The following is a 14783-nucleotide window of genomic DNA, read 5'->3' as shown; positions in this document are numbered from 1 at the left end:
GGCCGCTTCCTTCAACGGAGCGGCCCGAATCCAGCATGCCTCCCAGACCGGTCTGTCACCTTCTCAGTAGCGCAGCATTCTGCGCCGCGATTGCCGGATTTTCTGTCGCTCTGGCCTCCGGTTTCGATCTTCCGACACAGCGAACCGACCTTTCCAACTCGGATATGAGACGCGTCGCCGATGTGACGCGACCGACCACCGATTTTTCCAAGGCCGAGCAATACGAAGCGATGCAGGCGGGTAGCGCGACGTCCATCGAGCCGGTCACCGAAAACTCCTTTTCGCACATCTCGGCGACAATTCCCTTTGATGAAGAGCAGCCGTTCCGGCTCGGAAATGCGCTATTCAAGAAGCTTTGGGTCTCCGCTCCGTCCTCGACACGGGCCTCGGATGGCCTGGGGCCGCTCTTCAATGCCCGTTCCTGCATGAGCTGCCACTTGAACGACGGCCGTGGGAAGCCGCCGGAAGGGGGTGTCAGCGCCACCTCGATGTTCCTGCGCCTCGCGCGCCCGGCAATAACGCCTGACGAGCAGCACGCGGTCGCCAACGCTGAGATCATAAACTTCCCAGACCGGATCTATGGCCGCCAATTGCAGGATCTTGCGGTTCCAGGCCTTCCCTCCGAAGGCAAGATGGCGATCCGCTACGCCGAGGAGCCTGTGGCGCTTGGCGACGGAGAGACGGTCTCACTGCGCCGCCCGACATACGAGGTTGTCGACCTTGGTTATGGGCCGCTCGACCCGGCAACAACGATCTCGCCGCGTGTGGCACCCGCGATGATCGGCCTCGGTCTGATTGAGGCGGTTCCAGAGGCCGACATCCTGGCTCACGCCGATCCGGAAGATGCTGATGGGGACGGCATCCACGGCAAGCCCGCAATCGTGCGCGACCACCGCACCGGCAAGATTGCGCTCGGTCGCTTCGGCTGGAAGGCGCAGAATGCAAGTGTGCGCGACCAGAGCGCGGATGCCTTCTCCAACGATATCGGTATTTCGACGGCGGACCGACCAGACCCCTATGGCGATTGCACAAAGGCCGAAGCGAAATGCCGGGAGATGCCGAGCGGTGTGCAGGAAGGGCTTGGCAAGGAGGAGGCGCCCGGGCCGATCCTCGACCTCGTTACCTTCTATTCCGCCAACCTCGCCGTCCCTGCCCGGCGAAAAGCAAGCTTCCCAGAGACCCTGCAGGGTAAGAGGATCTTCTATGAAAGCGGCTGCATTTCCTGCCACGTGCCGAAGTTCGTCACCCACAAGGACGGGGCCGACAAGGTCCGATCCTTCCAACTGATCTGGCCATATTCCGACTTGCTGCTGCACGACATGGGCGAGGGTCTTGCGGATGGACAACAAGTCGGCAGCGCGAACGGACGTGAATGGCGCACGCCGCCGCTATGGGGTATAGGTCTGACCCAGACTGTCAGCGGGCACAGCTTTTTCCTCCACGACGGCCGCGCCAGAAATCTCACCGAAGCGATTCTCTGGCATGGCGGCGAGGCGCAAAAGGCGCGTGACGCTTTCGCATCCCTGCCGAAGGATGACCGGCGGGCACTGATTACATTCCTGGAGTCCCTTTGATGCGCCTTTGGCAACCTCTTCTTCTTTCCCTTGCCCTTGCCACCTCCGCTGCCGCACAAATCCCTGCACCGCAAGCCGGCTTGAACGACGAGGCAGTATCAGCGGTGATGGAGCGGGCAGTCGATGAGGTGATCCGCCCCGGCTATCGCAATGCCCAGCAATCGGCAGCGCGCCTGACGGCGGCGATGAAGGATCTCTGCGACGACGCGACCCAGCAGAAGCTCGATAAGGCGAGGTCGGCTTTCGATGACACGATCCGCTATTGGTCGGTTATCGAAATCGTTCAGGCAGGGCCGGCTATCCAGGACAATCTTTTCGAGCACATCCTGTTTTACCCCGATCGCAAGGGTGTCGGTCTGAAGCAAGTTCAGGCGTTGATCGCCAAGGCCGATCCGAAGGATACGACGGTCGACGCGATAGCCGGAAAAAGCGTGGCAGTGCAGGGACTAACCGCGCTTGAATACGTGCTCTACGGTACCGGCGCCGAAGATCTGACCACGCAGAAGAACAGCTTCCGGTGCCTCTATGGCGCGGCCGTCGCGGGCAATATCCAGCGCGAGGCCGGCGAGGTCGTCGCAGCTTGGGAAAAGCCTGACGGTGTGCAGGCAAGTTGGAAGCATCCCGGCCCACAGAGCGCAGACTTTATGGACAACAAGGAGGCGGTGACCGCATTGCTTGGGATCCTCGTCCACGGCGCGGAGACTGTCCGCGATCAGCGGCTCGAGCAGTTTTACAAGGGCAAGGACACCACGCCGCGTCCGCACATGGCGATCTACTGGCGTTCAAAGAACACGTGGAAGTCGATGGCGGCGAACCTTGAGGGATTGCGGACACTCTGGCAAAAAGCCGGCATGGCTGAACTTCTGCCTGCCGACAAGAAGCCGGTCGCCGATGCGATCGATGCCAGCTTCAAGTCGCTGCTGGAAACGGTGCCGAAGCTCAACCCGGATATCGAAGCCGCGACAAGCGCCGCCGAGAAAGAAAAGCTCGATGCGCTTCTTGTCAGCACGCGCGAACTGATCAGGAAGGTCAGCGACGACTACGGCTCGGCGATCGGCCTGTCGGCCGGCTTCTCCTTCTCCGACGGCGATTGAAGCCATGTGGACCAGTCCGGCGATCGACCGGCGCAGTTTCGTGAAAGCCGCTGGGCTGACCTTCCTAGCCGCGCTTCAACCGCGAGCGCTTATGGCGCTGGAGCGGGCGGATGCCGTCTACGCGTCTGGTATGCGAACGGCAAACGGAACCTATGCCATTGCCACGGTCTCGGAGCGCGGCGAAATCGTTGATCAAGTCGCGCTTCCGGCGCGAGCGCATGGCATGGCCTTCAGCCAAAAGACGGGAAGAACGGTCGCATTTGCTCGTCGCCCCGGCCTCTATGCAATGATCTTCGATCCTCGAGGCAAGAGGGAGCCCATCACCATTGTCGCCGCCGAGGGACGCCACTTCTATGGCCATGGCGCCTTTTCGCCGGACGGCCGCCTCCTCTATGCCAGCGAGAACGCATTCGAAGCCAATCGCGGCGTGATCGGCCTTTACGACGCGACGAGCCGCTTTGAGCGGATCGCCGAGTTCGAGACCTACGGTGTGGGTCCGCATGACATGAGGGTATCCGACAACGGGCGCATGCTGATCGTTGCCAATGGCGGCATTGAAACGCATCCAGATTTCGGCCGCACGAAGCTCAATCTATCCAATATGCAGCCGTCGCTGACCCTGATCGACACGGCAACGGGATCGCTGATCGAAAAGCACTCTCTGCCATCGCAATGGGCACAACTCTCCACCCGACACGTCGATGTCGATGCGAGCGGCCGCATCTGGTTTGCCTGTCAATATGAAGGGCACCGCAACGATCTGCCGCCGCTCGTCGGCTCCTTCGCGAAAGGAGAAGACCTGCGTTTCATCGATCTGCCGGTAGAGACGACACGCCGGCTTGCCAACTATGTCGGCGCGATCGCGGTCAATCGCGCCGAAGGATTGGTCGGCGTCACCTCGCCCAAGGGCGGCGCCTCCGTGATGATCGACGCGAGGACCGGCCGAGTGCTCCGCGAAGAGATCATCCCTGACGCTGCGGGGATTGCAGCAGCCACGTCCGGTTTTGCCGTGTCGTCCTATCAAGGCGATTTTTTGTCGACGCAAAGCGACGTTGCCTGGGACCAGCATATCGTGCGCATTGCGGCCATCTGAATTGTGCGCAAAACATCGCTAGCAATCTGGTTGGAGGGGGCCGCTGCCCTATCTCCAGCGGATGAGCAAAGCCCTGACCTACGTCGTCTTCATCGCCGTCGCGCTGGGCGGGGGGCTCGCTATCGGTGTCAACAATCTACCGGCGGAATGGTACCAATCTCTCACCAAGCCGCCGTTCAATCCGCCTGATTGGATATTCGGGCCTGTCTGGCTCGCACTCTACGCTTTGATAGGTATCGCGGGCGCGCGAACGTGGTTGCGTGGGCACCTTTCGGTCGGCATGCTTATCTGGGCCTGGCAGATGGTGTTCAATTTTCTATGGTTACCATTCTTCTTCGGCTTGCGCATGTTGTCGGCCTCGTTGGTCATCATCGTCCTGTTGCTGGCACTGATCCTCGCCTTTTCTGCAAATCGCTGGAATTCGGATCGGACCGCCGCACTGCTTTTCGTGCCTTATGCAGCCTGGGTTGGCTTCGCGACCTTGCTCAATGCCTCGATCGTCTATTTGAACTGAGGCGCAGCTTACCACGATGACGGGGTCGAACCGCTATCTACTGGCGAGAAAATCGAGCAATCGCCGTTCAAGAACAGCTGCCGCGGCTGGATCAAAAGCCGCGAGCGACCGGTCGGAAAAAAGGTGCGCATCGCCCGGATAGAGGAAAAGCCTGACGTCAGCCGACTCGGCAACCAGCGCCTTCGCCGCCTCGATGTCACCGTCTCCAACGAAGTACGGGTCGGCGTCCATCGCATGGATCTGGGCGGGTAGGTCCTTTGGCCAGGCCGGGCCGAACTGCGAACGCGGCAAGCAGGCGTGAAGAAAGACCGCGCCCCGCGCACCGGCGCGTGTCTGAGCCAAATACTGTGCTGGTAGAACTCCCAGGGAAAGACCGACATAGACGAGCTCACTCGCAAGCCCATCCACGGCGCGGACTCCGCGTTGGATGATCTCGCCGAACCCAATCTCCTGAGCATGCCGGACACCCTGGCCCAGAGTGTCGAACACCTGGCCGGCAAACACGTCAGGCACATGGACGACATGCCCTGCGGCCCGCAGGTCTTCAGCAAGGGCGATAAGGCCTTGCGTCAATCCAAGCGCGTGGTGAAACAGCACGACCTCTGCCATGGCGGACCTCCCGATCGTTTCTCGCGGGCGGGACCGGCAGCGCCTCAGTTTGATCTGGCGACCCAGTCGTGCCAGTCGTCTTCGCTGCCGTGGAAGACATTCAGGTCGATCCGTCCATCGACGCCATGCGAGATGCCTGAGCCCGAATACTGCCAGAATACCCACCGGCGTCCGGGATAGACCTTTGACGGGTGTGCCGCAACCGAACGCAGCCAGAAAGGATAGTTCAGGAAGGCGCCCTTTAGGTTGTCACGGTAGAAATCGGGCGCCGTGTAAATGATCGGTCGCTGACCATAGTGCTGTTCAAGCTTGTCCATGAAGACCTGCATCTTCTCGCGAACCTTCTCGGGCGAGACTCGCCGCTTGCAGCTTGACTCGCCATTCCATTCGACGTCGATAACCGGTGGCAAGGCTCCGGCTTCCCGGGGAACATTGCGGATGAACCAGTCTGCCTGTTCGCCCGCCGTGCGGCACCAGTAGAAAAAATGATAGGCGCCGCGCTTTATTCCGGCCTGCTTTGCGTCCCGCCAGTTCTTCCGGAACATCGGATCGAGGTGATCGCCGCCGTCGGTCGCCTTGATGTAGACGAAGTTCGCGCCCTGCGTTCTCAGCTTCTGCCAGTCGATGTCTCCCTGCCAGCGCGAAACATCGACGCCGTGGACGGCGAGCTTTCTGGGCGACGAGGAGCCAAAATTGATCGGTTTGACGTCGCGGAAGCGATGATTGTAGATCCGCGAACGGGTCGGCTGCTCCTCGTCAACTTCAGGTGCTGCTGGGGCCAACACGGCGGGTGCAACTGAAGCAGCCGGCCTTTCCAAAGGCATCGGCGCAGCGGCCACGCCTGGCTGCGGCGTGAAGGCCTGCGGCTGGGGTACCGGGCCGGCCCAGGCCAATTCCTCCTGTCGCGGCGCGGTTGGCGATGGCGTCTCTGCGACATCGGGTGACGGCACAGCCGTTGCCGGCACTGGCGCGCTTGGGCGCGCTACCGAGCTGGTTGTCTCCCGCGATGGTACTCCCGCAACGAGGCTGTCCGGTGCCAAACTGGACGTACAGCTCGACAACGCGAGGCAAGCAAGGAAGAAAGCTGGCGTAGCCGATAGACGCATAAAAACCCGCACGCAAAACAACTGCGACGACAGATTCGCTGCCGCCGGGGACCCATCGAAAAGCAATGACTAACGGAGATTTACCAAAAAAGACTGAATCCAATATTTGCGCCCGACGCTGGCACAGCATCCCAAATGACAGCCAGCAGCGAAGAGCGAGAGCGTTCTTTTAACTCATTTCCGCGAACCGCTTGTCTGACGCGGCGCACCATGCCACTTTCGCGCTCGCAAGAAAGGCGCGACGATGACTGACAACGACAGCGGCGATTTCCAAGAGCGAATCCGCCAGAATTTTGCCCGCCAGGCGGCGCTGCAGACCATCGGTGCCGAATTGACCCGTGTCGAGCGGGCAATGGTCGAGATCGAGCTGCCATTCGACGTCAAACTCACCCAGCAGCATGGAATTCTGCATGCCGGCGTGATCTCCGCCGCTCTCGATTCTGCCTGCGGCTTCGCCGCCTACAGCGTCATCGATGCCGAGGCCTCTGTTCTGACAATCGAATTCAAGGTCAATCTGCTGTCGCCCGGCCGCGGCGATCGCTTCCTCTTTCGAGGCGAGATCACCAAACCGGGATCGAACATTATCGTTGCGGACGGGCGCGGCTACACGATCGGCGACGGACCGGCAAAACTGATTGCTTCCATGACAAGCACCATGATGATCATCCGTGGGAGAGAGGGTATTTCGGGATGAAGTTTGAGCTGAAATCGGTCGCCGGCAAATCCATTCTGTTCGTGATGGCGGCGGAGGCTGAATATGGGCCATTCCTGCGCTCTCGCTTCGAGCCGCTGATGACAGGCGTCGGCCCGGTCGAGGCGGCCATCGTTTTAACGCGGGCCCTGGCGCGATTGGAGCAGACCGACGAGCTGCCTGATCTCGTCGTGTCGCTCGGCTCGGCCGGCTCTGCAAAGCTCGAACAGACCGAGGTCTACCAGGCCACGTCGGTGTCCTATCGCGATATGGATGCATCGCCCCTGGGTTTCGAAAAGGGACGCACGCCGTTCCTTGACCTGCCGGCCATCGTCGATCTGCCACTCAGAATCCCCGGCATTCAGGAGGCCAGCCTTTCCACCGGCGGCAACGTCGTGTCAGGGCAGGCCTATAACGCTATCGCGGCCGACATGGTTGACATGGAGACCTTCGCGATCTTGCGCACCTGCCAGGCCTACGAGCTGCCGCTGATCGGCCTGCGCGGGATCTCCGATGGCGCAGAGGAACTACAGCACATTTCCGGTTGGACGGAATACCTGCACGTCATCGATCGCAAGCTGTCTTATGCGGTCGACAGCCTGTTTACGGCGCTGGAGGACGGCGTATTCTGGTTCTAGGCCTTGAGAAACAGGGACAATCAGCACAATAAAATCCTGAAGCGGAAGATTTCGCAGATTGCAAGACCGGGTGCTTTTCATTAAAGGCTCGCCATGACCCAGACAGCACATCCAGACAGCGTCCTCATCGTCGATTTCGGCAGCCAGGTAACCCAGCTGATCGCACGCCGCGTGCGCGAAACGGGTGTATACTGCGAGATCGTTCCCTTCCAGTCCGCCGAAGAAGGCTTCAAGCGCCTGCAGCCCAAGGCCGTGATCCTTTCGGGCAGCCCGGCCTCTACGGTCGATGAAGGCTCGCCCCGTGCACCCCAGATCATTTTCGACAGCGGCCTGCCCGTTTTCGGCATTTGCTACGGCCAGCAGACGATGTGCATGCAGCTCGGCGGCAAGGTCGAAAGCGGCCATCACCGCGAATTCGGCCGCGCCTTTCTCGAGGTGGACGAAGACAGCGCGTTGTTCGAAGGTCTGTGGTCGAAGGGCTCGCGCCATCAGGTCTGGATGAGCCACGGCGACCGCGTCACGGCACTCCCCGAGGGCTTCGAGGTCGTCGCGACTTCGCCTAACGCGCCTTATGCCTTCATCGCCGATGAGAAGCGCAAGTATTATGGCGTGCAGTTCCATCCTGAAGTCGTGCATACGCCTGACGGCGCCAAGCTGATCGCCAACTTCATTCATAACATCGCCGGCATCAAGGGCGACTGGTCGATGTCGGCCTATCGTCAGAAGGCGGTCGAAGCGATCCGCGAGCAGGTCGGCGACAAGCGTGTCCTCTGTGCCCTTTCGGGTGGCGTCGACAGCTCGGTTGCCGCACTGCTGATCCACGAAGCCGTCGGCGACCAGCTGACCTGCGTGCTCGTCGATCACGGCTTGATGCGCAAGGATGAGGCGGCCAATGTCGTCGCCATGTTCCGCGAACACTACAATCTGCACCTGATCCACGTGGACGCCTCTGCCAAGTTCATCGGCGAGCTCGAAGGCGTCAGCGACCCCGAGACGAAGCGCAAGATCATCGGTCGGCTGTTCATCGAGACCTTCGAGGAGGAGGCGAAGAAGCTCGGCGGCGCCGACTTCCTTGGCCAGGGCACACTTTATCCTGATGTCATTGAAAGCGTTTCCTTCAGCGGCGGCCCGTCGGTGACGATCAAGTCGCACCACAATGTCGGCGGCCTGCCGGAGCGCATGAATATGCGGCTCGTCGAGCCGCTGCGCGAGCTCTTCAAGGACGAAGTGCGCGTGCTCGGCAAGGAACTCGGACTGCCTGACTCATTCATCGGTCGCCACCCATTCCCCGGCCCTGGTCTTGCGATCCGCTGCCCGGGTGGCATCACCCGCGAAAAGCTGGAGATTCTCCGCGAAGCCGATGCAATCTATCTCGATGAAATCCGTAAGGCCGGTCTCTATGACGCGATCTGGCAGGCATTTGCCGTGCTGCTTCCGGTCCAGACCGTCGGCGTCATGGGCGACGGGCGCACCTATGAATTCGTCTGTGCGCTCCGTGCCGTGACCTCTGTCGATGGCATGACCGCCGATTTCTACCACTACGACATGGAATTTCTCGGCCGCGCAGCCACTCGCATCATCAATGAGGTACGTGGCATCAATCGTGTCGTCTACGACGTCACCTCGAAGCCGCCCGGTACGATCGAGTGGGAGTGATCCACGCCCGTCCGAACCATCAAAATGCGCCGCGCTTCGACATAAGCGGCTGATATAAAAATCATCGGTGTGCCTATCGACAACTTTTGGCGCGGTGCCCTCCAAAAAGACGTGACGGTGTTTTCTAGGAGGAGTGGGTGTGTTGACCGATGCTACCCTTAAGGCCCTAGGCCTTCACCGTGAGAACGTCTGACATGCCTTTGCTGTCGAATCCCTCACCACCAGGTTGCAAGCGAGCTCCACCCGCCGCGGTGGCGCCGGAAAGCCGGAGAGCGTATCGCGCAAAAGGTCGAGTGCCACCGAACCGATCTCGCGCATCGGAATATGCATCGTCGTCAGCGGCGGATTGACGAACGCCGCCTGCGGCAGGTCGTCCATGCCAATAACCGAGACATCTCCCGGAACTGAGAACCCCTTCTGCTGGATGCCAAGCATGGCACCGACTGCAAGACTGTCGCCGGCGGCCAGCACCGCGGTGAAATCCAGCCCCCGCTTCGTGATCCGCTGCGTCATCGCCTGGATTGCCAGTTCCGGCAACCAGTCGTCGACGGTGACTAGCAGGTCATCCGTGACAGGCAATCCCTTCGCCAGCAGCCCATCGCGCCAGCCCTCGTAACGACGCTCGATCGTTCGACGCCCCGGCCGCATCAAGAACAGGATGCGCTTGTGTCCGAGATCGGTCAGGTGGTCGGTCGCCAGCCGCGCGCTCGAGCGATTGCAGGGAGTGACACTCGATAGCCGCATGAACGGGTCGTCGCTATTGAGCAACACGACTGGCTTGTCGAAGCCCCGCGTCGCTGCGAGCAAGCGCTCATCGTCGATGGTAAGAAACAGGAGACCGGCGACCTGCTCGTCCTGCTCGGCCTCGGCAAGAACCGCCAGTTCTTCGCTTTGGTCGGCGATCGGCCGCGTCACGATCTCGAGATCGAGCGCCTGCGCGCGTTCCTTCAGCCCCTCCAGCACGTAAAGAGTGAACTGGTTGCGTACATAGTCGATCATCGCGGCGCTCGACGCTGCAACGATTACCTTCTGCCCGGCGACCGCCGTAGGGACGACGTAATTGGCGTTCTTCGCCGCCTCTAGCACACGCTGGCGGATTTCCGCTCGCACACCCTTTTCGCGGGCAAGGGCGCGCGACGCGGTGCTGAGCGATACTCCGCACGCTTCGGCGATGTCCTCAAGTCGAACCCGTTTGCTCTTTTTGCCGCGTTTGCCCGGCAGCGGTTTTGCGATCATCCGAACCTCCATTGTCGCAATATGAGAAAAATTTTCATGTTGCGCAAGAGAAATCATCATGCCTTTATCGCCCTTGGGAGCCGAGGAAGAGCGGCATAAAACGGAGGAGCGCCATGGGCCCGAACGCCCACGACATTCGCATGGGTCTCGATCGTCTTGTCGGTGGCATGACCGGTCTCAAGCATGACGGACGGTTCGATGAACCGAATCTCGACGGCACGGCCGGGGATTACATCAGTTTCGACAGTTGGGAATGGCCGCAGGGCGTTGGCCTCTATGGTCTGATCAAGCTTTGGCTGTTCACTGGCCGCGACGACATCCGCCAGCTCATCGAGACTTGGTACGAAGGACGCCTTGCCGCCGGCCTGCCGGAACTCAATGTCAACACGACCGCGCCGATGCTCGGCCTTTCCGTACTCTGGGCAAAAACGGGAAATCCCCGCTGGAAACCGCTGCTCGACGAATGGGCAAACCGAGTGGTCAGTGAAATGGGCCGCACACCGGAAGGCGGCTTCGAGCACCATGTCTCCGACAAGGTCAACAACAACGAGCTTTGGGACGACACGCTCTATATGGTCGCCCTGTTCCTCGCCTCCTACGGTCAGGCAAGCGGCCGGCGTGAGCTCGTCGACGAAGCCACGCGGCAGTTCCTTGTGCACGTCCGCTATCTCGCCGATACCCAGTCGGGTCTCTGGTTCCACGGCTGGACCTTTGACGGCCGGCACAACTTTGCTCGCGCCCGCTGGGCCCGCGGCAATGCCTGGATCACCGCCGGCATGCTCGACCTCTTCGACCTCGCGGAGATCGCCGCACCGATCAAGGCATACCTGCGCGGCGTACTCGTCACCCAGGTCGAGGCGCTGCTGCCGTTGCAGACCGCCTCCGGCGCCTGGCGCACGCTGCTCGACGACGCGACTTCTTATGAGGAAATCTCGGCGACGGCCGGCATAGGCTACGGCCTGCTCAAGGGTTATCGCCTTGGCTACGGCACGCCGGTCTGGCGCAAGGCCGGTCTGCGGGCGCTTGAGGCGGTAATGCGCAACATCGATGAAAGCGGCACTGTGCTCAATGTCTCCTACGGCACGCGCATGGGCCACGACTTGCAATTCTACAAGGACATCCCAATTCAGCCGACCGGCTACGGCCAGGCACTGGCAATCCTGTGCCTCTCCGAAGCCCTGCAGCATGTCGGCGCGGAAGGACGGGCAGCATGACGATGAAGGTTCTCTACGGGGCCAGCCCCGAAGATGTCAAAGGTTACGACACGGCGCGGCTCCGCCGCGAGTTCCTGATCAGCGATCTCTTTGCGGCGGATGCGGTGAACTTTACCTATACCCATGTCGACCGGCTGATCCTCGGGGGCGCCATGCCGAAGACCAGGAGCGTCTTCTTCGGGTCCGGCGCCGATATCGGGACGTCCTACCTGCTTTCGGCCCGCGAGATGGGAATAGCCAATCTCGGCGGCACGGGGACGATCGCCGTCGACGGCAAGAGCTTCGTGCTCGAGAACCGCGATGTGCTCTATGTCGGGCGCGGCGCAAAGGAAATCGTCGTTTCGAGCGAGTCCCCTGACAAACCGGCCCGCTTTTACATGAACTCGGTGCCCGCCGGCGCCGATCTGCCGCACCGGCTGGTCAAGAAGGCAGACGCAAAAGCACTCGAACTCGGCGACGTCAAGCGCTCCAATAGGCGGCGCCTCGTGATGTACATCCATCCGGAAGTGATCCCCTCCTGTCTGCTTTTGATGGGCATCACCGACCTTGCCGAAGGCAGCGCCTGGAACACCATGCCGCCACATGTGCATGAACGGCGGATGGAGGCCTATTGCTATTTCGACATGGCCCCGCAAGACCGGATCGTCCACGTGATGGGAGAGCCGGAAGAAACCCGGCACCTGATCGTCGCAAATGGTGAAGCGGTGCTTTCTCCCGCCTGGTCGATTCATATGGGCGCCGGCACCGGCACCTATGCCTTTGTCTGGGGCATGACCGGCGAAAACCAGGAATACAACGACGTCACCCCCGTAGCCTTGGCTGAGCTAAAATGAGCGATAAGATTTTCCATCTGAAGAAGGGCCTCGCCGCGGGGCACGCCGTTGGCTACTGGCAGCTCGGCGTCATCGCCGAAGAGCGGTTCGACGTAATGGATCAGCCGATGAAGGGCGAAATGGACCCCTTCTTCTTCCTGACCAAACACAAGAACTTCATTCCGCACGAGTATCCCTGCCGGACGGTCTTCGCCGAGCAATTTCGTGGCAAGCGGCCCGATGTGCGCGGCACATTCGAGGCCACCCGTTGGTGGCTGCCCTTCGGCTCGCCTCGGCTCGATCTCTCGGGCTTCTGGTTCCGGCCGACGCGGCTTGCGACCTGGGCCCGCACGTCGATCGAAGCCGAGGCTTCCGGGACCGCGAAAATCCGCCTCGGTACTTGCGGCGGCGCGGTGATTTTCCTGAACGACACCGAAATCGGTTGGATGGCACCCTATAGCCGCAACCTCGAGGCCAAGGCGGAGTTCGATCTGCCCCTCAATGCCGGGCTCAACGAGATCACGATCTTCTTCGACGACCTCGCCGAGCGCGACGCGCGTTATTTCTTCCAGTTCGACTATCTCTCCGGGCCGGCTGCCCACGTGGCGCTGCCGGTTCCCTGCCAAAGTGCTGCGGCCGCCGATATCGAAACCGCGCTCGACGGCATGCATTTCGACCGCACCGCCTATTTCGAAGGCGACATCACGCTCAACTTCGCCACCGCCCTGCCGCTCGACGTGGAGGTCAATGTCGCGGTTGAAGGCGACTTCATGTCGACCGAGCGCTTCGACCACGACTTCGTGCTGAAAGCCGGCGACAAGAGGTTGACAATCGGGCCCTCGGAGGAGACGCCGGCCGACTTCCGCCATTTTCGCATCACGCTCGATGCGGGCGGTTTCGTCGCATCGCGGTCGCTCGGCGTCGAGATCTGCCATGCCGGCCGTCAGGGCAAGGCGCCGGAAACGCTTGGTGCCCGGATCACCGAGACGCTGGACGAAATCTCACGCTTCTCCGAACGCGATACGGTGCGCGCTTTCGCACGGCTTGCGAGCGGTCGCGGCGGCGCCGACACGGATGCCATGATCGAGGAGATCCTACCCTCGATAGAGGATTGCCACGACTGCGCCGACTTTTCGCTGGTACCGCTGATCTGGTCGCGCACCAGCTGGGGCCAGGATATCGGAGCAACGACCCGTGACCGCATCGACCAGGCGATCCTTGGCTTCCGCTACTGGATGGATGAGCCCGGCAATGATGTGCAGTGGTATTTCTCCGAAAACCACGCGCTCTTGTTCCATACCTCGGCCTATCTTGCAGGCCATCTCTTCCCGAACGCGACCTTCCTCCGCTCGGGCCGCAAGGGAAGCGAGCAGGGCGCCGTCGGTGCGATGCGGGTCCGCGCCTGGCTCGATCACTTCGAAGCCTGGGAAATGGCGGAGTTCAACTCCGCGCCCTATTTCCCGATCGACCTCAAGGGCCTGACGGCGCTGGCGGCACTCTCGCCGGACGCGGACATCGCGGAAAGGGCGAAACGAGGCATTGTCCGTCTCTGCGAGATCATCGCCCGCTCGGCCCATCACGGCATGATGACGGCAGCGCAAGGGCGCTCCTACGAGCACACGCTTTGTGCCGGTCGCTCGCTCGAGCTTTCGGCCGTCGCCCGTCTGCTTTGGGGCAAGGGCTGGTACGGCCGCCGCGTGCACGCGCTGCCGCAGCTTGCCATCTGCCTGCGCGACCACGGCCTCGTTGTGCCGGATGCACTTGCTACCGTTGCCTGCCATGAGGACGAGGCAGCCCATCAGGAGTGGCGCTTCGCCCAGGGCGAAAACCGCTTCGCAGCACTCTACCACTACAAGGGCCGACATTTCGCCATGGGCTCGGCGGCGCATTATCGCTGGAACGAATGGGGCTATCAGGAAACGGTGCTGCACCTGCGCCTTGGACAACGCCCCGAAGCGGCGATCTGGATCAACCATCCGGGCGAAACCATTCAGTTCGGGTACGGCCGGCCATCCTATTGGGGTGGTTGCGGCACCCTCCCTCGTGCCCACCAGTACAGGGGGCTGGCCGTACTCGACTTTAAAACCCTCAGCGAACAACCGAATTTCACCCATGCCTGGTTCCCAGTCGCCGAGTTCGACGAGAGCAAGGTCAAGGGCAGGCTCGCGCTTGCGCGCAGTGGCCGCGGCGCCGTTGTGTTGATCGGTGGAAGTGAGCTGGTCCCGGTGACCGACGGTCCGTCGGCCAATGCGGAGCTGCGCCAGGGCGGGCACAAGACACGCTGGGTCGTCAGGGTCTGCGAAGCCGAAGGGCTTTCCGAGGCGGAAGCCAGGTTTGCTGCGCTTTCGGTCGAGGAAACCGCCGACGGCGCATTTGTCGTCAACGATCCGGACTATGGCCGCGTCGTCTTCCGCAATGACGGCTCGACCGAGGCTGAAGGGCGCAATGCCGCCGCCAAGGATTTCACCGTGGCCGGCGAGGTGACCATGCTCGCCGCCCGGTAAGACAGGAATTGCGTCGGCCGGGAGAAGTCGGCGCCGTCCCAA

General features: G+C 61.5%; 13 protein-coding genes. 10 read left to right on the top strand and 3 right to left on the bottom strand.

The annotated features are described in order from the left end of the window. Nucleotides 1–35: 35 nt before the first annotated feature. The 4 genes from BN77_RS05605 to BN77_RS05590 all read left to right on the top strand — a co-directional run bounded on the left by BN77_RS05605 (nucleotide 36) and on the right by BN77_RS05590 (nucleotide 4275). Nucleotides 36–1574 (top strand): di-heme oxidoreductase family protein, encoded by a 1539-nt coding sequence (locus tag BN77_RS05605; protein WP_007529366.1) that lies wholly within the window; start codon nucleotides 36–38, stop codon nucleotides 1572–1574. Then, entirely contained in the window at nucleotides 1574–2668 is a 1095-nt protein-coding gene (locus BN77_RS05600; RefSeq protein WP_007529365.1) for an imelysin family protein, read from the top strand. The genes BN77_RS05605 and BN77_RS05600 overlap by 1 nt, the downstream gene beginning before the upstream one ends. Before the next feature lie 4 nt (nucleotides 2669–2672). After that, nucleotides 2673–3761: a DUF1513 domain-containing protein gene (locus BN77_RS05595; RefSeq protein WP_007529363.1), complete on the top strand. Its 1089-nt coding sequence runs from the start codon at nucleotides 2673–2675 to the stop codon at nucleotides 3759–3761. Between the two features lie 61 nt (nucleotides 3762–3822). After that, nucleotides 3823–4275, top strand: a complete 453-nt coding sequence (locus BN77_RS05590; protein ID WP_007529361.1) for a TspO/MBR family protein — start codon at nucleotides 3823–3825, stop codon at nucleotides 4273–4275. 33 nt (nucleotides 4276–4308) lie between these two features. On the opposite strand, the gene BN77_RS05585 is transcribed toward BN77_RS05590, so the two are convergent. Together BN77_RS05585 and BN77_RS05580 are read right to left on the bottom strand one after the other, a co-directional pair. After that, nucleotides 4309–4884 carry a dienelactone hydrolase family protein gene (locus BN77_RS05585; RefSeq protein WP_007529359.1) on the bottom strand — a complete coding sequence of 192 codons (576 nt, stop codon included), beginning with the start codon at nucleotides 4882–4884 and terminating at the stop codon, nucleotides 4309–4311. Between the two features lie 44 nt (nucleotides 4885–4928). Continuing rightward, nucleotides 4929–5990, bottom strand: coding sequence for a glycoside hydrolase family 25 protein (locus BN77_RS05580; protein WP_040676782.1), 1062 nt, complete (start codon nucleotides 5988–5990; stop codon nucleotides 4929–4931). A gap of 244 nt (nucleotides 5991–6234) precedes the next feature. On the opposite strand from BN77_RS05580, the gene BN77_RS05575 reads away from it, so the two are divergent. The 3 genes from BN77_RS05575 (at nucleotide 6235) to guaA (ending at nucleotide 8975) form a co-directional block, all read left to right on the top strand. Further along, nucleotides 6235–6684, top strand: a complete 450-nt coding sequence (locus BN77_RS05575; protein ID WP_007529354.1) for a PaaI family thioesterase — start codon at nucleotides 6235–6237, stop codon at nucleotides 6682–6684. Then, nucleotides 6681–7319: a 5'-methylthioadenosine/S-adenosylhomocysteine nucleosidase gene (locus tag BN77_RS05570; RefSeq protein ID WP_007529351.1), complete on the top strand. Its 639-nt coding sequence runs from the start codon at nucleotides 6681–6683 to the stop codon at nucleotides 7317–7319. Before BN77_RS05575 ends, BN77_RS05570 begins: the two co-directional genes overlap by 4 nt. Nucleotides 7320–7412: 93 nt before the next feature. Then, nucleotides 7413–8975 (top strand): glutamine-hydrolyzing GMP synthase, encoded by a 1563-nt coding sequence (gene guaA, locus BN77_RS05565; RefSeq protein WP_007529349.1) that lies wholly within the window; start codon nucleotides 7413–7415, stop codon nucleotides 8973–8975. A 174-nt stretch (nucleotides 8976–9149) separates the two neighbouring features. Here the strand turns inward: guaA and BN77_RS05560 are convergent, their stop codons facing one another. Further along, nucleotides 9150–10211 carry a LacI family DNA-binding transcriptional regulator gene (locus BN77_RS05560; protein ID WP_007529347.1) on the bottom strand — a complete coding sequence of 354 codons (1062 nt, stop codon included), beginning with the start codon at nucleotides 10209–10211 and terminating at the stop codon, nucleotides 9150–9152. A 113-nt stretch (nucleotides 10212–10324) separates the two neighbouring features. Between BN77_RS05560 and bglB the strand changes: the two genes are divergently transcribed. The 3 genes from bglB to BN77_RS05545 are packed head-to-tail and all read left to right on the top strand — an operon-like array spanning nucleotide 10325 to nucleotide 14741. Then, a complete protein-coding gene (gene bglB / locus BN77_RS05555; protein WP_007529344.1) occupies nucleotides 10325–11425 on the top strand; it encodes a beta-galactosidase BglB in 1101 nt (366 codons plus the stop codon). Next, on the top strand, nucleotides 11422–12258 hold the full coding sequence (kduI, locus tag BN77_RS05550) for a 5-dehydro-4-deoxy-D-glucuronate isomerase (protein ID WP_007529342.1): 837 nt from the start codon (nucleotides 11422–11424) through the stop codon (nucleotides 12256–12258). Before bglB ends, kduI begins: the two co-directional genes overlap by 4 nt. Next, the gene (locus BN77_RS05545) at nucleotides 12255–14741 is read left to right on the top strand and encodes a hypothetical protein (protein ID WP_007529339.1); all 2487 of its coding nucleotides are present in this window, start codon (nucleotides 12255–12257) and stop codon (nucleotides 14739–14741) included. Before kduI ends, BN77_RS05545 begins: the two co-directional genes overlap by 4 nt. The last annotated feature ends 42 nt before the right edge of the window (nucleotides 14742–14783 follow it).

The sequence above is a fragment of the Rhizobium mesoamericanum STM3625 genome (genome assembly GCF_000312665.1).
Lineage (GTDB): Bacteria > Pseudomonadota > Alphaproteobacteria > Rhizobiales > Rhizobiaceae > Rhizobium > Rhizobium mesoamericanum.
This window is presented reverse-complemented; position numbering and strand designations above follow the sequence as displayed.